The sequence below is a fragment of the Streptomyces sp. NPDC051963 genome (assembly GCF_044593495.1).
In the GTDB taxonomy this organism is placed as follows: Bacteria; Actinomycetota; Actinomycetes; order Streptomycetales; family Streptomycetaceae; genus Streptomyces.
In genome coordinates, this window is sequence record NZ_JBIUCC010000002.1 from 51,982 (window position 1) to 72,447 (window position 20,466).

Sequence of the window (20,466 nt, forward strand, 5' to 3'; positions counted from 1 at the left end):
TGAAACCGTGGGCGCGGCCACGTCCCAGACACGGACGGTACCGCCCTCGCTTGCCGTGAGGAGGCTCGCAGGGTGAGCTTCGGGAACGACTGCCATGCGCGTGATCGCCGTGGAGTGACCGGCGACCTGACGCCGACGCCAGGGCGGGGTTGTTTCGATCAGCCGTGCGGTGCCGTCTCTGCTCGCACTGAGAATGTGATGGGAACCCGACAGGGATACGGCGGTGAGATCGGTGACGGCATCGGCGTGTCCTCCCTCATCCAGCATTTCGGTGATTTCCGCGCCGGTCCACACGGTGCCTTCCGCGTCGCCCGAGACCGGCTCAGGACCGTCCCCCAAGTCGAGGTATCGGTAGCAAGTCATCCTCTCCCTCGTGGTTTGGGGCAGATCCACCTCATCGCCTCGGACGGTCAGAACCTTGACCCAATCGTCGCAACAGGCGACGACGCAGTCACCCAGACCGTCGACGGTGATACGGGAAAGCCGCCACACTGCACCATTGATGGCGGTAAGCGCTGTGGCGGACGACGGTGCGCCAGTGGCGAGTTCCCAGTAGCGGATGACACGATCTTCACCGGCGCTCGCTACTGAGAGAACATCCCTGTGCCGCACCGTCGTCATCGACCAGATAGGACCCTTGTGGGCTTGCCTCGTCCAGAGGCAGCGTCCGGTGATCAGATCCCACCCTCGGAGAACTCCGTCATCGCAACCTGTCACCGCGACGTATGCGCCATCGGCTTCTCCTGCGACTACACAGCCCACCGGAGATCCGTGGTCACCGAGTTCGTGTGTCGTCGTCGCCGAATCCAGATCCCACAACCTTGCCGTCCCGTCCTCGCTGGCTGTCAAAGCGTGGAAGCGTCCCTGAATCACGAGAGTCGTCAGGTCCCAGATTTTGCCGCGGTGCCCGGTGAGCGTTGCCAGGAGACCCATGGGCATGTCACGGCCGGCTGTCCAACGGATCCCCCACAGCGTCTCCCGTGACAACTCAGCGACCAGCTCCCACTGCTGGTGGCGTGCGGCGTCGACGGCAAGGATGTCGCGCCGTTGACCGGGCGCTCCGTCGTGATGGGCTCATGTCCTGCAGGGTGGCGGCGCGCGCCTCGATGCCGCTCATCAACTCCATGACGCGGCGGTCCTCCGACCAGACGCGGTCGTCAAGGAACCGGCGCAGCTGCTCGGACAGCTGCCGCACCGTCGCCTGTGTGCGTTCGGCGGCATCCAGCCAGGCGTGGGGCATGCGGCGCATCCGTGGATCGGGCTCGCCGATCGCGTCCATGGCCTCGACCTCGGCCAGCAACTGCTTCAGTTCTTCCTGGCGCCGGTAGGACAGCAGGAAGTCGTAGAACGCCTGGAAGCTGCGACCCTGGTCCGACTCCGCGATGCTCTCCCGGCTGCCCAGGACATCGTCGAGCAGTTCACCCTTGGCTCCGTTCCACACAGCGATTCGCTGACGTAGCTCCCGGTCCAGGTCTCGGAAGTTCGCCTCGACCTCACGGAAGTCGGCCAGCAACTCGTGAGCGGTCGCGGTCACCTGCTGGTACCGGTCTCTCAGCCCTGCCCGGTCGAGTACCGACACATTGCCGTGCTCGACACGAGCAATCTCCTCATCGAGCTCCAGACGCCGCCGCTTCAGCTCCTCAAGCCGTGCTTCCGGATCACTCTCGGCACCGAACTTCATCTGCCGCAGGAGCTCGCAGACGGTATTGAGCCGCGACTCCGTGCCGATGAAGGAACGGGCCTCCAGCGAGTGGACCCAGGCGACGGCCTTCTCCACGGCGGGTGTTGCGTCGTAGTGTGGCTCGTCCGAATCCGGCGGATAGTACTTGCGCAGCCAGCCCGCCTGCGTGGCCGACCAGTCGTCCAGGTACGCCTTCGCGGACTTGGGGAACGTCTGCTCCCCGAGCCGGTCGTTCAGTGTGTACAGCTCGTCGTCCAGCCGGTCGGCCAACTCCACGCCGGAGATCGAACGGATCCCTTGCTCCACGAAGACTTTGTCGAAGAAGCTCAGGATGAGCGCCGCGTTCTCCGCCCGCAGCAGCCGCCACGCCGGGTGGTGCTTGCGCAGCCGCACCACGTCGTCGTACTCCATGCACCCGCCCCCAGATCCCCGTCACGTGCTCAAGTGGTTCGGTACCCACGAATGCACGGTAGAAGGCGCCACTGACAACGAGGGCGGAACCGCTGTTGACCAGCAGATTCGCCATTACGGGCAGGTGTTCGAGGGGGAGTGGGTCACCGCTTCCGTCTGTACGGGTCGGCGTACGGCTCCATGGACTGGCGGACCTCTTCGCGAACTGGATCCATGAGTGGACCGGGCGCGTAATAGCGGGCGCGGCCCTTGCCGTGGGGAACGAGCCAACCACGGGCGACCAGTTCGCGGATGTCTCGGATGGCCTGTTGGTCGCTCAGGTCCGCGTCCTGCTGGTAGACCGTGCGGCGGACCTTCGCGTCCGAGAAGGCGGGCAGCAGGGCGTAGACGACGCGCTCGTCCAGGCCCGTTGCTTCGACGGCTTCGACCAGGTGGGTCCAGGCGCGGGACATCACGTCGAAGCGCCGCTGGGCTTGTTGGGCTTGGCGGTGGTGGGCGGTCAGGCAGAACCGGATCCAGGGGCGGGTGTCCCGTTCGGGGCTCCAGTGCGGGCCGCCTACGTCCTCCAGGACCTGGTAGTAGGCGTAGGTGTTCTGCCCCCGGCCGAGCCACTCCTCGATGGAGGAGAACTCGGGTGGCACCAGGGCCTCGCGGGAGAACACCAAGGTGGACAGGGCACGGGACATGCGTCCGTTGCCGTCCTTCCACGGGTGGATCTTGACGAGGTTGAGGTGGGCCATGGAAGCGCGTACGTGGACAGGGGCGTCGAGGTCGCCCTCGTTGAGCCAGTCGATGAACTCCGACATCAGAGCGGGAACGTCTGCCTGGTCCGGAGCGGTGTAGGCAGGTACCAGGGGGTCGTCGGGGCTGGTGACGTAGACGGGACCGTCGCGCCAGCGGCCGGGGCGCTTGTCGAGGTGGTGTCCCTGGAGCATGAAGTGCAGGCTGTTGAGCAGGCCGGCGTCGTAGCGGAAGTCGTCACCGGCGTCGGCGAGGGCCTGGATGTAGGTCATGCCACGCTGGTAGCCCTCCAACTCGGCACGCGTCTTCTCTCCGGTCTCCAGCGGTTCTTCGCCGGACATGAGGGCTTCCACGTCGTCCACAGTCGCGGCGTAACCCTCGATGGTGTTCGACCCTGCGATCGCACGGGCGGTGAGGTTGCGGCGCAGCTGGCGGGTCCAGCGAGGAGTGGCTCGGAGCATGTGTCGCAGGGCTCGGCGCATGGCCTCGATCTCGTCGAGGACGCGCAGATCGTCGGAGTCCAGGGCAGGTGTCACGTACAGCATCACTCAATGACACGATAATTGTGTCATTGAGTCAAGCTGGTGGCGTGTGTCGTCAGATCACGGTCGACGGGGCGTTCTTGCCGAGGAAGATCTTGTACGCCTCGCGAACTCGATGGCCAGCAGGCACTTGTTGCCGCGGGGAGTCATCCGGATTTGCCGTGAGAGCGCCGCCTCGTCTCGCAGGGAGGATCAAGAAGTCGCATTCGTGCAGCACGCCGGAATTTCCCTGGACCTGAACGCCGAGGTGAACCCGGAGGCGTGAGGTGTGCGCCAGGCCCGCGGTGACCTACCTGCTCACGGCCTTGGATCGTGGTCGATCAGCTTGAGCAGACTCAGAAGCTGCTTGGTCTCCGTCAGGGCTTCGGTCTTCGTCTCAGGGGCGTCCATGTCCCAGTGGGCCAGTTCGTTCCTGTAGTCCTTGACGGCGGTGATGCGGCGGACAAGGTCGTCCTGCTCGTACGGCCACCCCAGCCTGGCCCAGCACACATCGTCTCTGAGAACCTCCGGGTACTGGCCGAGGGTGAGGTACTTGCCCGCCGCGCGAGTCCTGCGCACCCCCGACCCGGTGGGCAGGTCGTCCACGGGCAGGCGGTCGGTGAGGCGCCGCAGCCGCCGCTCCGCCTCGCCGAGGAGGATGAAAGGTTCCACCCGGAGCCTGAGCTGATCGGCCAGGTCGGACGCGGTGAGGATGCCGAGGACCAGGTTGTCGCCGTCGGTGACGATCAGGAAGCCATGGCGCTGGATGTCGTCGATGCGGACGAACAGCTCTTCCTGTTCCTGTGCGGTGTGCGGATGGGGGTCCAGCGCCGCGGCGATCGTCTCTCCCCGGCGGCCCAACTGAGCGCGGGCGATGCTCTCCCAGGTGACGACCCCGCGCAGCACGTTGCTGCGGTTCACCACCGGCAGCTGGGAGAAATCTCCCTGAACCATGCGCGTGATGGCGCGGCTGAGCGGCTCGTCGTAGCCGACCGTGACCACCTCGCGGGCGAACGGCAGACTGCCGATACGCCAGTGGCGGCTCAGATCTTCGCTCGAGCCATGTGTGGACGCCTGGCCGGTATCCGTTCCCGGGAGGTCCTGAGCCGTCTCTCCGGTCAGCGTGGTGTGTTGAGCGGAAACAGTGACCAGACCGTCGAGCTGGACCTCTGTGAAGTGCGGGGAGACGCGCAGACCACGAGTGGCCAGTTCCCGGTCGACGAGGTCGATGACATCACCGGTGCGCCGCTGCCAGCCCCACAGGCCGATGAGGTCCCGGGCGGTCAGCTGACGGGTGCCCTCCTCCTGGACGTCCCGCTCCAGCGCCTCGGGGCTCGAAGGCGGTTCGACAGCACCCTTGTAGCCCGGGTCGACGCCGGTCTGCGCGAGTGTCTCGACGCGGTGCGCCGCGTCACGGCGCCGCAGTTCACTCACGGTCAGAAACGCGCCGATGCTGTCCCGGAGGTCACCTCCGATCGCGGCACGCTCCACGCGCGGGCGTACCCACTCGACCTTGCGTGTGTGGCGGAAACCAGGAGCGGCCTCGCTGCGGTACTCGTACCCTCCGGTCAGCCGCCCGACGGCGACGACGGGCAAGTGCTTACGGGGCATCACGACCAGATCTCCGGTCTCCATCGTGATGAACCGCCACAACTGGTGCTTCCAGTTGTCCACGGTGCCAGGAGCCCCGTCGGGATAGGCCCGCGCGAGAATCTCCCCCACGTCGGCGATCGATCCGCAGCCGCTGAGGTCGCCGGCCTCCTCCCAGCCTGCGATCACCACGCCCTCGTCAAGCGCCTGCTCCTCGCGCTCTCCGAGCTGGCCCCCACGGACCGTCCAAGCCCTGACCACGGCTCCCCCCGCCCTCACGTTGCCCAACAGCCGCGTTTCTACCGCGCGGCTCATTGGAGGCTCCGAATGTACTTCTGCGTCGCCCTGGGGCCATCCGGCGCGGGGAACTTCGAGCCAAGAGTGAGGGAGGCCGGAAGAGAGCAGGTGCCGTTTTGTCGCCTGCTCTATGTTTTCCCAATGGGCCGTCAGAATGGTTCTGACCAGGCATTACTCGCCCGCAGACGGTGACTGACCGTGGAACGACATCCGAACTGGGGGGCGTATATGGGACCCGGAGCCTGATTCAGGGGTGCGAATCGGGGCAAAATGGCCTCTCGGGCGCCGAAAAAACCCTCCACGGCTGATCTCGTGAAGGGATAAAAGCGGCTCTGACCTGCATAAATGTGCGCCCCCGGCAGGACTCGAACCTGCGGCCAAGCGCTTAGAAGCCTTATTGCCCAACGTGCCCATATTCACTGTGACATCACCACGTTAAGCAGCGGAGACACGCAGGGTCAAACGCTGCCCACCCTGCGTATCTCTTTGCCCACTGCACGACATGGCCCAGGTGGGACGTGTGAATCTGAGCGGCCAGACTGCCGCTTCCGTCGAGCGCACTCCTGGCCGTCCAGCCTGCCCTTTCCGGGGGGAGTCTCCACCCCACTCGCGTACACACGACCAGGGCCCTACCTCCCAGACCCACACGACGCGGACGACTCATGCCCCACACCCTTCGCCAACTCGCGCACGCGTCAGGCTGCGTCGACCACTTCCGCCTCAAGATCATCGACCGTCACAGAACACCGTCACAGACGCTCCGAGTAGCACCGTCACAAACGCCGTCACAAACGCCGTCTGTGACGTCACAGTGACGTCCACGCACCGTCACACCGTCACAGCGTCACAAAGCTCTGTGACGGTCATTTACGCAGATCAGGACCGTCATAACGTGTCTGTGACGGTGCTCGATCGAGTGCTCACGTAAGTGAGCACACTCGGCATCGACAGCACATGATCAACAAGAGGAGTTCACGACGCGCGCGCAGGCGTACGCGAGTAGGGCAACCAACGCCCGTAGGGCTCTCATCCCCTGTCGCGCGAGTAGGGCGACTAACCCCACCAGCCCTCGCTATCCACGATGTCCTCACGTGGCGCGTTTTTGAATTCCAATGGCCCCCACTGGAGCCTATCCATTAGGTCCCACTCCACCCATGCATTCATCACGCGGGCTATCTCCCTGTCCGTCACGTCGCCCCCTCTCGGCTGGTGTGGTTCAGAGGCTATGCCATCCTCGTCTCGTGAAAGTCCTCCCCTCTCACTGTCCGTAGTCGCGCGAAAGGTACGCCTGATAAGTGGCTTATACATCCACTACCTCAATTTCGACATCCGTGCAGGTCGGGCGCGCTCATGTGATCTGTGTCACACTTTCAACCCGCCATCGCTCAAGCTCCCTCGACTGCCTTTCGGCACGGAGTTTCCGTGAAATACAGTGATCGCAGAGAATCCGTGAAGAGGAGTAAAGGGAAATGGCGGAGCAGCTTACCCATAAGATCTGTGAGCACTCGGATACGAAATGCGCCCGTTGGAAGTGCCGCGCTGAGACACGTCACGCCGGCTGCGACCACGCGCAGAATCCGACCGAGTGGCGCTACTGCGAGGACACCACCCGCCGCGAGGTCAAGGAGAGCTGAGCAATGGCCCACACCATCCCCACCGAAGACCTCTCTCCGGGCCAGCGCGAATGGCTCGGCGAGGTCTGGGATCGCCTTCCCTTCTCGATGAACGGCACGACCTACCGCACGGTCGATGAGGTCCTCCAGGACTTCGAGATGCCCGAGGACGAGCGAGTAGCCGAGCAGGCGACCGCCGACCGCAAGTGGTACCGCGAGGCGCTGGCGAAGTACGAAGCCGAGCGTGCCAACTGGGAAGAGTCGTACGACGAGGACCCGGCCTCGGAGGCGGAGCAGAAGTTCGCCCAGGACCTCTACGCGGCGGGCTACCTGGACGACATCAAGCTGAACCGCCCCCTCAATCCTGCCCAACTCGGCCTCGGTGTCCGGGAGTACGAGGTGTGCCCGACGCTGCCGCCCGGCTGGCGTATCCGGGACGCGTTGGCCCAGCGGTCGGCTGAGATGTTCGGCGACGACCAGAGCGCCGAGAGCGCGGGCTGTTCCCTGACGGTTGGCGCGGTGCTGGGCGGCGGGAAGATCTCCCACCTGTTCTACGACAGCGTGGTGAACTCGATCTTCGGCGACCGCTCGGCCGGTAAGACCTGGCTGGCGCTCGCACTGGCCCGAGAGTTCATCGAACGCGGCGAACACGTGATCTGGCTGAACTTCGAAGCCATGTTGGGTTCCAGCCTCCGCGCTCGCCTGACTGCGATGGGTGTGGAGGAAGCCAGGGTTGCCGCGTACTTCCACGTCTACGACCGTCCGGACGAGGCCCAGTCCCACACCCTCCGAGTCGGCTTGGTCGTCATCGACGCGGTCGACCCGTGCTTGGGGCACAACGACTGGAACACCACCAACGACAGCTCCGCTATCGACAAGATGGCCAAGCGGTACTTTTACCCGTACCAGGAGACGAACCCGAGCGTCACCGGCCTGACCATTGACCACATCGGCAACACCGAGAAAACGCGGGAGTCCGGCTCGCGCCGGAAGCAGCACTACACCCAGGGTGTGAAGTACCTAATGACCTCACGCGCCAAGTCGCGGAAGGGCACCAAGGGTTACTCCGCTCTCGTGCTCAGCAAGGACAACAACGGCGAAGTGCCCTTCGATGACGCTGAGGACGTCGCCTACGTCGTTCTCGATAGTACGCGCGACGCTGAGCGCATCGACGTCCTAATCAGTGCTCACGCGCCCCTAAAGGCGAACGAGAGCGTCACCGAGCAGACGCAGCGCAAGAGCGCGCGCAGTGAAGCCCTGCGCATCATTCGTGAGGCGGGTGTCATCGACCGCGAGGACTTCAACGAGAAGATGAAGGCTGCCGGATACAGCCTCGGGAATGTGCGTACCCAGTTGAGCGCCCTCAAGAAAGACCACCTGATCACCGTGGATGATGACGTGATCTCGATAGAAACCTCAGATTGATGAGCCGCAAAGGAGGTATTAGCGTGTTCGGTAAGTCGACTCGACCGCAAGGAGCGTCAAGTGACCTGGAAGGAAATCCGCGAGGAGGGGAAGAAACTCCTCACGATGGAATACGGGCCGGAGTACGCCGAACTGGCTCTCCGGCTGATGAGGGAGGAGCGCAAGTCGTGGGGGCTTCCTCCCGACCCTCCGACATACCTGGACTTCTCTCGCGCCCCGTCAGCCTCCCCGACGTGCTGACCCGGTTGGAACTGAGGCTGGATCAGCACCTTGCCTAGGCCCACCACTGAGCCCCGAGACCGTAACGACCATCGGTCTTGGGGCTCAGTGGTGTGCGCCGCTGAGTATGCGCGCTGAGTCGTGACGCGAGAGCGCGCGTTAGGACGCTCAGAAGCGCCCGTACGGCGCTGAGCAGTGCTCGCCGACACAGAGAGACGCGCGAGACGAGAGAGCGCCCGAGCGGCGCACAGAGCGATTCCACCAGAAAGCCCCGAGACCAGTGGTCGTCATGGTCTCAGGGCTAAAGGTCGCTCACGTCCATGTACATCCATTCGCGGCGGCAGCGTTCACGGTCGGCTCTCGTGAGTGGGTGATCGCACCCTCGGTGGTCAATCTGAGAGCCCCGCATCACGACGTTCCTGGGGAGGCCGGACACGGCCACGGCTAACGGGATGCTGCTGTCACCCACTTCCCGCCCTGAGTCGGGCAGAGCCCAGAACGTGTGGTGCCAGCGCTTGTCTTCTGGATCGCGGATGCGGGTGACCTCACCCACCATTGCCAGAAGGCGGAGATGGCGCGTTGCCAGCCGACACGACTTGGCATTGCCCGCTCCACGGATGCAAGCCTTGGCCACGTCGTAAGTGCTGGGCAGGGAATCGCGGTTACCGGCCACACCCTCCTCGAACTCCCGCGTCACGTAGTCCCGGATGCGGATGGTGACCTCGGTCGGATTCCACGGAGGGTTATCCCAGGAGTGTGCAGGCTGCGTCTCGGGCTGGTGTGGTGCATAGCCGTCTGCCTCCAACTCCGCGATGGCGTCGTCAAGCCACGGGACAGAGGCGCGGAACGGAGGGGCCAGGGTCATAGCCTCGCCCGCTTCTTCCGCGCGCAAGTGTTCCGGTCTGTCCAGGTATTCGGGTGATCGCAGTGGAAGTGAGACACAGGATTCCGATTCCGCTGTTTCTTGCTCGGACTCCTGGACTCGAAGCCGTCAGGCTCGATGCGGAATTGAACGGTGCCGTTCTCTGTACTGGAGGAGACCCGCCATGACCTTGCGGGTTGCGTGAAGCTCAGGCGGCGGCGGAACTGAGGAATGCTGATCCCGTACTTCTCGCGGATCTCGTCCTCGCTGAGAGTATGGGTCTTGCCGTCTGCGTATTGCTTCCATCTGACCGGGATGATGGGACCGGCGGTCGCTTGGGCGGTTGGGCGCCAAGTGATCTGACCCGAGCTGTTAACCACCTTGAGGATCTCACCCTCGGACTTGAGCCAGTCGAGATAGAGAGTGGCAGCGTCCGGGTCATCGGAGAAGAACTCCCGAGCGATGCGCCCGTGATTTACCCACCGCTTGTCCCAAACGAACTCCAGGACACGGCCTTTGAGTTCAGGGTCCAGCTCGTTCATGGCTCAGCCTGCCTTGCGCTTCCGGCACTTCAGACGTTCGTCGGGAGTGTGTGGGTGAGTGCAATCCTTATGCACATTCCTGGTGGAGATTTCCGGGTGGCCAGGCTGCCGCCTCCACCCTCCCTTCCCCGGGGCCATCCACTTCAACGGGGGCAAGCCCATGCAGAACCTCACGCCAGTCTCGGTCTGTTGGATCGAGAGCTGCATGGGGCTACGCCTGCGAGCGTGACCGCGAAGCCAGTTTCGGAACCCGCGAAAATCCCCAAACCCAAACCGCTCGTGAATCTCGCTCCAGGTCAGTTCATGAACCTCGCCGTCAGCAAATGTCCTGGCGGGAGGACGCCACACCTTCACTGGTTCCGCCTTCGGTTCGGGAACCGGTTCCACCTTCGGCTTCGGTTCGGGAACTGGCTCAGTCTTGGGGCGAGGCTTGGCGCGGTAGGCCCACTCATAAACCTGCTGGCGTGCCCTGTACTCGATGACGCGGTCGGCGACGAGCCGATCCAGGTACGGGTACGGAGCGCCCATCTCGTCGGGAAAGAACTCTCGCCGGACGTCATCGACCGTGACCCGTTCCTTCTCCTCGATGAAGTCGCGGACCCATTCCAGGAGTTCAGGGTCAAGCTCGGTCATGGCGTATCCGTCGGGCGCAGTGCGCGGCAGAGCTGCCGCTGCCGCGAGGTCTTGGGGTGGTCACATTCCGCGTGGACTGTCGCGGACCGGCGCGGAGTAGTGAGCCACAGACCCTCCTCCCTCTCCAACAGCTCGGGCGGGAGATAGGCAGAGAGGTCGTCTCCCTCTTCATGCATACGGAAGCGGAGACCGTCGTCAGGAATCCGAACCACAGAGAGGGTGAGGCCGTGACGTTTCGCATACGCCCGTAGAACCACCTTGAGATCCTGGTAATCCCCACGGATGAGTTCCCAGATCTCCTGGTCTGTGAGTTCGTGGATCTCGCCGTCGACAAAGTGGTGATACTTGCCGGGTCTCTTCGCTGCCATCTCAACACCTCCCGCGGATTCGGATAAGAGAAAGCGGCGGGCGTGGTACGGGTAAAGGGATGCCCGTGTACCACACCCACCGCTCATTCCCGGCTGGCCGACGACAATCAGGGACCGGGAGTTCAGAGGCTGGTGTGGGAAAGCTGGGTCGTCCCCCGCGCGGGGTGAAGGAAGGTAAAGAAGTCCCCGGGGACCTCTCCCACACCAGCCGGTCTGTGTGCCTACGCGGCGGCGGCGATGGCCGACTTCACGCGGGTCACGACGGTGGGCTCCAGCGCGGTCGTGCCGGGCGTGGTCGGAGCGATGACGACGCTGTCCGGGCCGGACGCGGTGGACGCTCCCGCCTTCGTACGGCCGGTGTTGTAGAGGTCCAGGAACAGGGCGCCACGGCTGGAAGTGCCCAGCGCCATGAGCGCGTTGAAGTCCTGGAGATCCATCGTGATGTTGGCCATTGCTGGGCCTACCTTTCGTTACGCGGTTGGACATCCACTCGGGAGAGCGGAATGGGTGTGTGGTGCAAACGGCCGGCGCGGTTACGCGCCTGCCGCTTGCTCCTGCTGGTAGAGGTTCCAGACCGTCCCGTTGGCCTGGGCCATGAGACGTTCTGAGACGCGGTCACGCCGCGCGGTCTGCCCGTCGGGCGTGACGTACGGGGCTCCCGGCTCGCGGAGACCACCGGGGCGCACCGGCCGGTTCGCCTGCGCCTCCCACTTCACCCGCTCGCGCTCACGCTCGGACGACTGGCTCATGGCCTCGAACACCTGCTGCCGACGGTCGCGCTCCGCGCTCTCACGGGCTTCGCGCTGGATCTGTGCGCGGGCCGTCGCCTCCGGGTGCGGCACGCCCTGGTTGGCGAGCGCACGGGTACGGCGGCGGACGTCGCGCTCGTGCTCCTCGCGGCCCTTGGCGTTGGCCTCGTGGACGCTGCTGTAGTCCGTGCTGCCGCGCATCTGACGCTGGATCTCACGCGTCGTGGCGTCGACCTTCGGCTCACTCGTGGTCACGTCGGCACGCCCGCCGCGCATCGTGGCCATGATCTGTGCCGCCCTGTTGTCGGTCATGGTCCCTACTCCTCTTCTTCGAAAGCGGGGGGTGTGGTACGGCGGAATGTGTCGGGCACGAATTGCCGCGCTTGCTCGGCTCGACCCTGGAGAACCTTCTTCTCCAGCTTGGAGTCAGGCTCCCTTTCCCACGGCGGAGTGGGGTCGGGAAGACCCTTCCTCAGTCGAGCCTCACGAACCACTTTCGCCCATTCCGAGCGCTGGCGGATCTGCTCATCCGAGAGCTTGCGAGGCTTACACGGGGGCGGGCTTTCTGCCGTCCGGCGGATTACCACGACCCCGTCCATGTCGAGTTTGCTCCGCTCCCGCAGGAGCGGGTGATCCGGGTACTTCGGGCAGGGCGGGCCGTGAACAACGCACACTTCCACACCAGCCTCTGCGCGCTCGCGGAGAATCCGGCTCGACATGAGAGGCATTACTCATCCCCCCATACCGGATCACCCTGGAAGTGCAGAAGCTCAACCGCCTTCTCCATTTCCAATGTGACCTTCGCGGGCATCTCCAGACCGAGGAGCTTGGACTTCTTCATCTTGAGATCGGCGATGGTGCGGATAACCGCGTTCCGCTCCGCCACCGTCTCGGCGCTCTTGAGGTTGCCGTAGGAACGTCGGATCAGCTCATCCAAGCTGGCTTCCACGTCCGTACGCATGTCGGCGAGCGCTTCCTCACCCAGGTTCTTCCGAGCCCGAGCGAGACGACGGTTCACGACTTCCCGGGTGATTCCGAGGGAGCGGGCAATGGCCGAGCGGTTGTTACCCGCCAGCCAAAGGCGGTATGTCTTCTCGGCTTCCCGATCCCATTCCGCCTCTTGCTTTGCAGTACCCACGCTGTCCTCCTCCTCTAATCCGGGGCAATTCCATATCGCTTGTCGGCAATTTGATGATGACAGATGCTTGACAAAACGGCAAGGAATCGCATATGGACTGCCTTCGCGGGGAAGCCGCAAATCGGCGTATAGCTTGGATTTATGAAGTCGAACGCTAACCGTCATTACGAGCGGTTCATGTCCCTGGTCGATAAGTCGGGCGAATGCTGGGTGTGGAAGAACTCGCTAGGCCGGAATGGATACGGCACCTTTACGGTGGATGGGAGGAAGTACGCTGCCCACCGCTGGATACTCGCCCACGCTCTCGGGCGAGAACTCGCCGCCGATGAGGTGGCGCGGCATGTGTGCCACACTCCCGGCTGTGTTCGTCCCGACCACTTGGAGCCCGGTACCCAGACGGACAACATGCGTGACATGGCAGAGGCCGGGCGCGGCCGTCGTGGGCCTCATGCCGAATGTGACCACGAGAACAGCAAGCGGGCCCGCTATCTCTGCCGGAAAGCCAACGGAGCAAAGCAGGCGTACACCCGAGGCGTGGGCGACTATGAGCGGTTCATGTCCTACGTAGATACGTCAGCCGGGCCCGATGCCTGCTGGGTCTGGAAGCGGTACATCAACGGCTCGGGATATGGGGAGTTCGACGTAACGGAGAACGGACGGCAGCGGAAGTTCACAGCTACCCGCTGGCTTATGGGTCATCTGAGGGGGAGAGAGCTGGAGCGCGGGGAAGTCGTTATGCACTCGTGCGATCGGCGGGAATGCGTGGCTCCCCATCACCTGAGCGTCGGCACCCATGCCGAGAACATGGCCGACATGATTGCCAAGGGGCGAGGTCGGAACCAACACTCGCCCCGTTCCACACCAGCCAGCGGCGCAGTAACTCAGGCTGCCAGTACGTGAGTTCGCGTCGCACGCATCGAGCGTCACGCGCTCTCTTGTGCGTTAGGGCGACAGAATCGCGTCTCTCGGCTCCCAACAGAGCGCGAGCGACAGAAGACACGCACTCAGCAACCGATCTCGCCAGACGCGCGCACAGCGCTTTCCGCTCTCATGAGACATCCGCGCTGGTCAGCGTGTGCCGGCGAGCACGCCGAGAAGCCCCCGACTCAGTGAGCCGAGGGCTTCTCTGCTGGGGCTGGACTACTTCGCGGCGTCGTCGGCCTTCGGCTCGACAGCCTTCGCGGGAGCGGGCGTTGACTTCTTCGCGGGGGTCGCTCGGGTGGGCGACTTCTTCGCGGCCGGAGCGGCAGCGGGCTTGGCGGGAGCCTTCTTCGCGGGTGCCTTCGCAACCCCTGCGGTCGGAGCCTTCGCGGCGCTCTCGCCCAGTGCATCGGCTCGCATCTGCTTACGGCAGGCAGCGCGCCCGGCCTTCGTGCTGGCGTGCTCGCAGTTGCTGTGGTCGAAGTGCTGGCGGGTCATCTCGTCTCCCTGGTTCGTCGTGTCTTGCTGACACGGCGAAGCTAGGAAATCTGCGAGTGCCGTCCGTAGGGTCTCGGCTGGACTCCGTGGTGAATCGTGATCCTGACTCATGGCTCCTCGCCTTCTCGATGACCAAGGCGGGTGTGGAACAGGAGACGTCCCACACCCGCCCTCGCGTGCGGTGTTGCTAGGCCGTGCCGTCTGTCGTGACGGCCGGGCGTTCGTGCTCTTCCTGGTCGGCTCGGGTCACCCTCGCGTGGTCGGTGGCAACACGGCGGAACAGGTTGTGACCCGTCCGGCCCGTGTGACGCAGCGCCCAGTCCTGGGCGTCGTTCTGCTCACCCTGCGGGCCGCTCTCCTCACCGCACTCGTGGGTGACACAGAAGATCTCGAACGTGTACCCGCCCTCGGGTGCGTGGTTGATCGTGTGGTCTACGAAGCGGTACACGGCTCGGGTCACAGGACGGCTCCAGTGCTCTGTGCGTTGGCTCGCTTGACTTTCTCGGACAGGACTTCTTCCGGGCTCAGTGGCTCCACGTAATCCGGAGACACCTCCCACTCACGGCCACCGCCGAGCGGGCGCAGCATCGCGTACGGGCCCGCCTTACCCATGAACTCGCCGACGCGGTTCCTGGCCGTGTCTCGCACCAGAGCGCCCGCCTGAAGTAGTCCGACGTCGGTCATGCCGTCGCTCCGTGGAAGTCGATGCCGAGGGTTGCGAGGGTGGCGGCGGTTCGCCGGTCACGCTGTCGTCGCCGCTCCTGCTCTCGCTCGTAGGCGAGGAGGTACGGCCGGATGAGTGGGGTGTCCTCGCCTCGCAGATACGCGGGCGGACGGGGGGAGCGGTGCGAGGGAAGTTCCACACCCACCGTGCGGAGAGCGATGGTCGGAGAATCCGCGGGAGTGTGCGGTGTCGGCTCGGGTGAGGTAGCGCGGCGCTTGCCGGTCGATGGCATGAGCCACGAGAGAAGGACTGCCAGTAGGCTTCGCACGTCGGTCACTCCTTGGGTGATCGGCCACGCCCCCGGACTGTTCGCGCAGTCGCGGGGGTCTTCCGTTGGGGCGGTGCTGGTCGTGCTGTCAAGCTCCTGCGCTTTCGAGCATACGCGCATTCGCGTATACGCGGTCGCGTGAAGACGCAGATACGCGGACGCTTGAAGGTATGGATCTTGACCGCAGCAAGCCCGTATGGCCCCAGGTCGCGGCGGAACTGCGCCGCCGTCTCGACGCTGGCCAGTACGAGAAAGGCTCTCGTTTCCCCGCCGTGAATGACCTGGCTGCCGAGATGGAGGTAGCGCCGTCCACGGTGCAGAAGGCCGTGGCCGCCCTCCGCGAGGAAGGACGGCTTTACACCGTGCTGGGGCAAGGCTCGTTCGTCTCGAAGGACTGAGGGCCTGCGCGGTCATCGTCACTCAGTGCCCGTCCGGGTGCCTGGCCATGAGGACGTTGCAGTCGGACACCGTGGTGTAGTCGCCACCCGCTCGTGCGCGGTCTCGCGTGCTGGCCAACTCGGCACAACCCGCGCACCCTTCAACCGGCGTGGGCTCCAGTTGCTCGCTACGGTCCGGCAGATCCAGCGGCGCACTGTGTGATCGCTTCGGCTCGCTCATGGTCCGAGTCTGAAAGCTCGGAGCCTTCACTTCCGGTGACTGGGTGTTGACTGACTGGTGACTGTCTACGCTGGCACCATGAACGGGGAGTTCGGGCAGCGCGTGAGAGCCGCGCTCAAGGAGCGGCGGATGTCGATCCGCGCTGCGTCGCGGGCGATGAACTACGACCACGCGTTCCTGTCGCGGGTCCTCGCGGGCAAGCAACTGCCGTCCATTGAGCTGGCCGAGAGCCTGGATCGCTTACTCGATGCGGGCGGCGAAGTGGTCGCGCTGGCGGCTCGTCTGCTGGACGGAGACGGCAAGTCCCACACCCAACCGACTGTGCCGACGCTGGATGACTTCCTGCCCGAGGGTGACCCGCTCAGTCTGCTCACGGTGCGCTCGCCTCGTCGGGTGGGTGTGGGAGAGGTGACGGACCTACAGAAGCGCGTCCACGGGCTACGCCTCGCCGACGACGTACTAGCGGGCGGGGATCTCATCGGGCCCGCGCTGCGAGAGCTGAGGAAGACCGTCCGTCTGTACCGCGAGAACACGCACACGGAAGAGGTCGGCCGTGCGCTCTTGGTCCAGATCGGAGAGCTGGCACAGATCGCCGGATGGATTGCGTCCGACGCCGGACGGCACGAGGAAGCCGAGCGGATCTACCGTCTCGGTCTGAGCGCGGCCAAGCAGGCCGAGGACATGACGCTAGCCGGGAACCTGGCTGGCTCGCTCGCCTACCAGATGAGCAACACGGGTCGGACAGACGAGGGCCTGACGCTCGCTCAGGCTGCGCTCCACGACGCGGGAGAAGACGCGCCGGGTAAGGCTCGCGCTCTGTACTGGGACCGCGTCGCGTGGGCGCACACGCAAGCGGGCGGGACGGAGAACGCACGTGCCGCCATGCGCGCGCTGGGCGAGGCGTCGGAAGCGCTGGCCCGGGGTGACGGCGGCAGAGAGGGAGACGAACCGCCGCCCGACTACCTGTACTGGGTAGACGCGGGTGAGCTACAGGTCATGGAGTCGCGCGTCTATACGGAGCTGCGTAGGCCGCTGCGAGCGGTGCCCCTTCTCCGTGACGTGCTCTCGGGTTACGACGCCACGCACACGCGAGAGATGGCGCTGTACCTGTCCTGGCTCGCTATCGCGCTGGCTGACGCGAACGAGCCGGAAGAGGCGGCAGCCGTGGCCGAGCGCGTGATCCGCATAGCGGCAGACGTGGCCTCGGAGCGCACAGCCGAACGGGTGCGCGTCGTGCTGGCCAGGCTCCGTGAGTACGACGACGTGCCAGAGGTCGCGGCACTGCTGGCTGACCACGCAGCCTGACAGGGTGGGTGTGGTGCGTAGGTGATGGACGTACCACACCCACCGTGTCGTCACTCAGTGCTCAGCCGGCCGTCTACCGTCAGTAGCGATCCCCGAGCTGGTGCACCGCGCTGACCGCGCGCTGGCTCGCTTGGTCGTGGGCGTACCTGCGCAGCATGGCCGGAGACTTCCACCCGCGTACGGCCATGACGTTCTCCCCGCTCACGCCCGACGACAGAAGGTCGTCCGTCCACGTATGGCAGTACGAGTGAGGCGACACCTCGGCCGAGTCGTACCCGGCTTCCTCGGCCCGTCGCTTCACCATGCGGTACAGGCCCGAGTAACGGAGCCGGTTCCTGTTCCTCGTGCCCAGCCAGAGCCACGGCCCCTGAGACAGGCTGTGCTCTTCCCGCGCCCGTAGATAACGCTGGAGTGCGCGCACGGTCTTGGGCTGGAGCGGAATGGTTCGTCCATCCTGGCTGTTCCTGTCGCCCTTGAGAGGGACGACGACCAGGGTGTGACCGTGGAGGTCCAAGTCTTGGACCCGGAGGTTCAACAGTTCCTCACTGCGTAGACCCTCTGTCAGAACCCGGATGATGGCGTGGTCTCGGGTGGTCTCGAAGTCTCGGATGCGAGGGTTGCCGTTACCCGTGACTTTCAGACAGTCCGTCACGAACTCCGAGGACAAGGTCTTGGGCTTACCCTGCGGCGGCGCTGAGTAGCGGTGGAGCTTCTTGTCACGCCACGGGTTGGGTACCTCGTACTCCTCTTCCAGCCACGCGAACAGGACGCGGACGTTTCGTTGCAGCGTGGACGTGCCGCCCGTGTAGCCCCCTTTGCCGTCCTGGCTCTTGGGTACGTCGTGGGTGTCGTAGTGATGGCGGAAGAAGCGGTTGAGGAGCGCGGTGTCCACGGCGGTGAAGTCTTCTTCCACACCAGCCGCTGTCATCCATCGGTGCAGCGTGCGAGCCCCTGTCAGGTACGCCCGGACGGTGCCCTGCTGATACGGGCGCCCGAGTCGATTGGTGGTCGTGCTGAGGTGCAGCTCTAGTTCATCGAGCATCGCAGCGCGCACGTCCTGAGCGTCCCTGATGACGCGTACGGACGAGGCAGAGAGCGGCTGTGTGTCTGAGTCTGTCGTCGGCGTAGACGTGCGCCGAGCGCTGCGCAGCGGACTGCGCCGAGTCGCTTTGCCCGGCGCGCTCTGTGCTGCCTTGCGTGGTTGTGCTGGCACGCTTCGTGACCCTCCTGCGGGAGGGAGCTAAGCAAGATCAATCTCCTGAGTCTTCTTGCCTAACCCCGCTGGACATGAGTGCCACAGCGGTATGGATCAGCGTTTGCGCAGCTCAGACATACTGGGCGCCCCCGGCAGGACTCGAACCTGCGGCCAAGCGCTTAGAAGGCGCCTGCTCTATCCACTGAGCTACGGGGGCCGGGTGTGTGGCCTCTGTCGTGGTGCCCGGGTGTGGGCTGATCCGTGACGTTGCCGGGGACAAGGATAAAGCTCCTCGATCCATGTCCCTGTTGCTTCGCCTCCGTGGCTCAATGTGGAGGTTCGGTGAAGCGGTCCTGATAATCGCAGGCAGGTACGAATCGTGCATCGCTTTTGGCGTCTCCCGCCTCGGGTGTTGTGCACTCGTTATGCCTGGGCTTTGCCCTCGCCCCACTCATCCCTTCCATCCCTTGTGTCCTGTCGGCGCGCAGACATGCTCATATGCTTCAAATATCCCCTAAAATTGGGCATTCTTCGCATGTGGTGACCTTGGACGTACGGCCTCAGCTGCTTGACGCACTTTCCGCCCTGCGCGACCGCGTCGCCGTCGCACGCTTTCCGCTACCCCTGGCGGGGGCTCCACGCGCGCGTGCCAACCGCGACGAACTGCTCGCCCAGCTCGACGACTACTTGGTGCCCCGGTTGAGAGAACCTGAAGCGCCGTTGCTCGCCGTGGTGGGGGGATCCACCGGCGCCGGGAAGTCGACGCTGGTCAACTCCCTTGTGGGGCGGCGGGTCAGCGAAGCGGGGGTACTGCGGCCGACGACCCGCACTCCGGTGCTGGTGTGCAACCCGGAGGACCATCACTGGTTCAGCGGGATGCGGGTGCTGCCCGACCTCACGCGCGTGTGGGCGCCCCATCAGGACCCGGGCGACGAACTCCTGTTGCCGGGCGAGGACCCGGCGCGTGTGCTGCGGGTCGAGACCGCCGAAACCCTGCCGCGCGGCATCGCCCTCCTCGACGCGCCCGACATCGACTCCCTGGTGGCCGACAACCGGGTGCTCGCCGCGGAACTGATGTGCGCGGCCGACATCTGGCTCATGGTCACCACAGCCGCCCGCTACGCCGACGCCGTGCCCTGGCACCTGCTGCGCACCGCCAAGGAGTACGACGCCACCCTGGTCACCGTTCTCGACCGGGTGCCCCACCAGGTCGTGTCCGAGGTGTCCCGGCAGTACGCGGCGCTGCTCACCAAGGCCGGACTCGGCCATGTACCCCGGTTCACCGTGCCCGAGTTGCCCGAGTCGGCCTGGGGCGGCGGGCTGCTGCCGGCCACGGCCGTGGCGCCCCTGCGGACCTGGCTCGTCCAGCAGGCCCAGGAACCGGCCGCCCGAGCGCACTCGACGGCCCGTACGGCATACGGCCTCCTGGAGTCGCTCAGATCCCGGATGCCCGAGCTGGCCAGCGCCGCCGCCGCCCAGTACGCGGCCGCGCTACGGCTCACCGCCGCCGTCGACGGGGCGTACGACAGCGAGTACGCGCGCGTGCGGGGCCGTCTTCAGGCGGGCGCCGTGCTCGCGGGCGACGCCCTGAAGCGGTGGCGCGCCTTCCCGCTCGACTGCTCAGCGGGCGAACTGCTCGACGCCCTTGTGGAGAGCCTCGCCGCACTCCTGCTGTGCGCCGTCACCGCCGCCGACGAGCGCGTCGACGACGCCTGGCGGCGCGAACCCGCCTCGGGCGCGCCCGGGCTCACCGACCCCGATCCGTCACTGGAGAGCGCCGAGCACCGGATCGGGATGGCCGTACGGCGATGGCGGCGGGAGCTCGAGGAGTACGCCGAGGAGGAGGTACGCGACGTCGACCGGAGTGTCGCGCCCGATCCGGAAGTGGTCTCCGCCCTCGCCGCCACCACCCTGCTCGGCGGTCGCCGGGCGCGGTCGGCCGGTGAGGGGCTCGCCGAGCGGATCGGCGCCCATGGTGCGCTGCGGCTGCGCGACCGGGGCGGACGGCTGCTCGCCGACCACCTGGACCGGGTCATGCACACCGAACGCGAACGCCGTCTCGCCCCGCTCGACGCACTCGAAGTACACCCCGAACCCCAGGCCGAACTCATCGCCGCGTTGTCCGTACTGCAGAAGGAGAGGTGACC

Annotated in this window: 21 protein-coding genes, 1 tRNA gene and 1 pseudogene; 6 read left to right on the forward strand and 17 right to left on the reverse strand. The window is 65.3% G+C overall.

What is annotated here, in order from left to right:
- Positions 1-33: 33 nt before the first annotated feature.
- The 4 genes and pseudogenes from ACIHFB_RS06765 to ACIHFB_RS06780 all read right to left on the reverse strand — a co-directional run.
- Positions 34-939 (reverse strand): annotated as a pseudogene (locus ACIHFB_RS06765) (hypothetical protein); the annotation flags it as partial.
- A gap of 49 nt (positions 940-988) precedes the next feature.
- Entirely contained in the window at positions 989-2,092 is a 1,104-nt protein-coding gene (locus ACIHFB_RS06770; protein WP_400125684.1) for a DUF3375 domain-containing protein, read from the reverse strand.
- Between the two features lie 143 nt (positions 2,093-2,235).
- Entirely contained in the window at positions 2,236-3,378 is a 1,143-nt protein-coding gene (locus tag ACIHFB_RS06775; RefSeq protein WP_400125686.1) for a Fic family protein, read from the reverse strand.
- A 294-nt stretch (positions 3,379-3,672) separates the two neighbouring features.
- On the reverse strand, positions 3,673-5,205 hold the full coding sequence (locus ACIHFB_RS06780; RefSeq protein WP_400125687.1) for a CBS domain-containing protein: 1,533 nt from the start codon (positions 5,203-5,205) through the stop codon (positions 3,673-3,675).
- 1,673 nt (positions 5,206-6,878) lie between these two features.
- Here ACIHFB_RS06780 and ACIHFB_RS06785 point away from each other — a divergent pair.
- Entirely contained in the window at positions 6,879-8,279 is a 1,401-nt protein-coding gene (locus ACIHFB_RS06785; RefSeq protein ID WP_400125689.1) for a hypothetical protein, read from the forward strand.
- 60 nt (positions 8,280-8,339) lie between these two features.
- On the forward strand, positions 8,340-8,519 hold the full coding sequence (locus ACIHFB_RS06790; protein WP_400125691.1) for a hypothetical protein: 180 nt from the start codon (positions 8,340-8,342) through the stop codon (positions 8,517-8,519).
- Positions 8,520-8,799: 280 nt separating this feature from the next.
- On the opposite strand, the gene ACIHFB_RS06795 is transcribed toward ACIHFB_RS06790, so the two are convergent.
- The 7 genes from ACIHFB_RS06795 to ACIHFB_RS06825 all read right to left on the reverse strand — a co-directional run bounded on the left by ACIHFB_RS06795 (position 8,800) and on the right by ACIHFB_RS06825 (position 12,790).
- Positions 8,800-9,363, reverse strand: coding sequence for a hypothetical protein (locus tag ACIHFB_RS06795; RefSeq protein WP_400125693.1), 564 nt, complete (start codon positions 9,361-9,363; stop codon positions 8,800-8,802).
- On the reverse strand, positions 9,360-9,902 hold the full coding sequence (locus ACIHFB_RS06800; protein ID WP_400125695.1) for a hypothetical protein: 543 nt from the start codon (positions 9,900-9,902) through the stop codon (positions 9,360-9,362). Before ACIHFB_RS06800 ends, ACIHFB_RS06795 begins: the two co-directional genes overlap by 4 nt.
- A 3-nt stretch (positions 9,903-9,905) precedes the next feature.
- Complete coding sequence (locus tag ACIHFB_RS06805) at positions 9,906-10,535, reverse strand: hypothetical protein (protein WP_400125696.1); 630 nt, start codon at positions 10,533-10,535, stop codon at positions 9,906-9,908.
- Entirely contained in the window at positions 10,532-10,903 is a 372-nt protein-coding gene (locus tag ACIHFB_RS06810; protein WP_400125698.1) for a hypothetical protein, read from the reverse strand. The genes ACIHFB_RS06805 and ACIHFB_RS06810 overlap by 4 nt, the downstream gene beginning before the upstream one ends.
- A gap of 221 nt (positions 10,904-11,124) precedes the next feature.
- On the reverse strand, positions 11,125-11,355 hold the full coding sequence (locus ACIHFB_RS06815) for a hypothetical protein (protein ID WP_400125700.1): 231 nt from the start codon (positions 11,353-11,355) through the stop codon (positions 11,125-11,127).
- A gap of 81 nt (positions 11,356-11,436) precedes the next feature.
- A complete protein-coding gene (locus ACIHFB_RS06820) occupies positions 11,437-11,964 on the reverse strand; it encodes a hypothetical protein (protein WP_400125702.1) in 528 nt (175 codons plus the stop codon).
- 415 nt (positions 11,965-12,379) lie between these two features.
- Positions 12,380-12,790 carry a hypothetical protein gene (locus ACIHFB_RS06825; protein WP_400125703.1) on the reverse strand — a complete coding sequence of 137 codons (411 nt, stop codon included), beginning with the start codon at positions 12,788-12,790 and terminating at the stop codon, positions 12,380-12,382.
- Between the two features lie 177 nt (positions 12,791-12,967).
- On the opposite strand from ACIHFB_RS06825, the gene ACIHFB_RS06830 reads away from it, so the two are divergent.
- Complete coding sequence (locus tag ACIHFB_RS06830; RefSeq protein WP_400126733.1) at positions 12,968-13,690, forward strand: HNH endonuclease; 723 nt, start codon at positions 12,968-12,970, stop codon at positions 13,688-13,690.
- Positions 13,691-13,930: 240 nt separating this feature from the next.
- Here ACIHFB_RS06830 and ACIHFB_RS06835 read toward each other — a convergent pair whose 3' ends face one another.
- The 4 genes from ACIHFB_RS06835 to ACIHFB_RS06850 all read right to left on the reverse strand — a co-directional run bounded on the left by ACIHFB_RS06835 (position 13,931) and on the right by ACIHFB_RS06850 (position 15,072).
- On the reverse strand, positions 13,931-14,209 hold the full coding sequence (locus ACIHFB_RS06835) for a hypothetical protein (protein ID WP_266762970.1): 279 nt from the start codon (positions 14,207-14,209) through the stop codon (positions 13,931-13,933).
- 187 nt (positions 14,210-14,396) lie between these two features.
- On the reverse strand, positions 14,397-14,669 hold the full coding sequence (locus tag ACIHFB_RS06840; RefSeq protein WP_400125704.1) for a hypothetical protein: 273 nt from the start codon (positions 14,667-14,669) through the stop codon (positions 14,397-14,399).
- Positions 14,666-14,893 carry a hypothetical protein gene (locus ACIHFB_RS06845; RefSeq protein WP_400125706.1) on the reverse strand — a complete coding sequence of 76 codons (228 nt, stop codon included), beginning with the start codon at positions 14,891-14,893 and terminating at the stop codon, positions 14,666-14,668. The genes ACIHFB_RS06840 and ACIHFB_RS06845 overlap by 4 nt, the downstream gene beginning before the upstream one ends.
- A complete protein-coding gene (locus tag ACIHFB_RS06850; protein WP_400125708.1) occupies positions 14,890-15,072 on the reverse strand; it encodes a hypothetical protein in 183 nt (60 codons plus the stop codon). Before ACIHFB_RS06850 ends, ACIHFB_RS06845 begins: the two co-directional genes overlap by 4 nt.
- Positions 15,073-15,371: 299 nt before the next feature.
- Here ACIHFB_RS06850 and ACIHFB_RS06855 point away from each other — a divergent pair, with 299 nt between their 5' ends.
- Positions 15,372-15,599: a GntR family transcriptional regulator gene (locus tag ACIHFB_RS06855; protein WP_329276247.1), complete on the forward strand. Its 228-nt coding sequence runs from the start codon at positions 15,372-15,374 to the stop codon at positions 15,597-15,599.
- 298 nt (positions 15,600-15,897) lie between these two features.
- Positions 15,898-17,124, forward strand: coding sequence for a multiprotein-bridging factor 1 family protein (locus ACIHFB_RS06860; protein WP_400125711.1), 1,227 nt, complete (start codon positions 15,898-15,900; stop codon positions 17,122-17,124).
- 79 nt (positions 17,125-17,203) lie between these two features.
- Here ACIHFB_RS06860 and ACIHFB_RS06865 read toward each other — a convergent pair whose 3' ends face one another.
- Entirely contained in the window at positions 17,204-18,178 is a 975-nt protein-coding gene (locus ACIHFB_RS06865) for a tyrosine-type recombinase/integrase (RefSeq protein ID WP_400125713.1), read from the reverse strand.
- A gap of 285 nt (positions 18,179-18,463) precedes the next feature.
- A tRNA-Arg gene (locus ACIHFB_RS06870) sits at positions 18,464-18,536 on the reverse strand.
- A 320-nt stretch (positions 18,537-18,856) separates the two neighbouring features.
- Between ACIHFB_RS06870 and ACIHFB_RS06875 the strand changes: the two genes are divergently transcribed.
- On the forward strand, positions 18,857-20,464 hold the full coding sequence (locus tag ACIHFB_RS06875; protein ID WP_365279431.1) for a dynamin family protein: 1,608 nt from the start codon (positions 18,857-18,859) through the stop codon (positions 20,462-20,464).
- Positions 20,465-20,466: the final 2 nt, after the last annotated feature.

Excerpts from the sequence above, each read along its gene's own strand:
- ACIHFB_RS06795 (WP_400125693.1), bottom strand. The coding sequence starts at position 9,363 with ATGACCCTGGCCCCTCCGTTCCGCGCCTCTGTCCCGTGGCTTGACGAC.
- ACIHFB_RS06820 (WP_400125702.1), bottom strand. The coding sequence starts at position 11,964 with ATGACCGACAACAGGGCGGCACAGATCATGGCCACGATGCGCGGCGGG.
- ACIHFB_RS06835 (WP_266762970.1), bottom strand. The coding sequence starts at position 14,209 with ATGACCCGCCAGCACTTCGACCACAGCAACTGCGAGCACGCCAGCACG.
- ACIHFB_RS06860 (WP_400125711.1), top strand. The coding sequence starts at position 15,898 with ATGAACGGGGAGTTCGGGCAGCGCGTGAGAGCCGCGCTCAAGGAGCGG.
- ACIHFB_RS06805 (WP_400125696.1), bottom strand. The coding sequence starts at position 10,535 with ATGACCGAGCTTGACCCTGAACTCCTGGAATGGGTCCGCGACTTCATC.
- ACIHFB_RS06785 (WP_400125689.1), top strand. The coding sequence starts at position 6,879 with ATGGCCCACACCATCCCCACCGAAGACCTCTCTCCGGGCCAGCGCGAA.
- ACIHFB_RS06810 (WP_400125698.1), bottom strand. The coding sequence starts at position 10,903 with ATGGCAGCGAAGAGACCCGGCAAGTATCACCACTTTGTCGACGGCGAG.
- ACIHFB_RS06775 (WP_400125686.1), bottom strand. The coding sequence starts at position 3,378 with ATGCTGTACGTGACACCTGCCCTGGACTCCGACGATCTGCGCGTCCTC.
- ACIHFB_RS06800 (WP_400125695.1), bottom strand. The coding sequence starts at position 9,902 with ATGAACGAGCTGGACCCTGAACTCAAAGGCCGTGTCCTGGAGTTCGTT.
- ACIHFB_RS06830 (WP_400126733.1), top strand. The coding sequence starts at position 12,968 with ATGTCCCTGGTCGATAAGTCGGGCGAATGCTGGGTGTGGAAGAACTCG.
- ACIHFB_RS06815 (WP_400125700.1), bottom strand. The coding sequence starts at position 11,355 with ATGGCCAACATCACGATGGATCTCCAGGACTTCAACGCGCTCATGGCG.
- ACIHFB_RS06855 (WP_329276247.1), top strand. The coding sequence starts at position 15,372 with ATGGATCTTGACCGCAGCAAGCCCGTATGGCCCCAGGTCGCGGCGGAA.
- ACIHFB_RS06845 (WP_400125706.1), bottom strand. The coding sequence starts at position 14,893 with ATGACCGACGTCGGACTACTTCAGGCGGGCGCTCTGGTGCGAGACACG.
- ACIHFB_RS06770 (WP_400125684.1), bottom strand. The coding sequence starts at position 2,092 with ATGGAGTACGACGACGTGGTGCGGCTGCGCAAGCACCACCCGGCGTGG.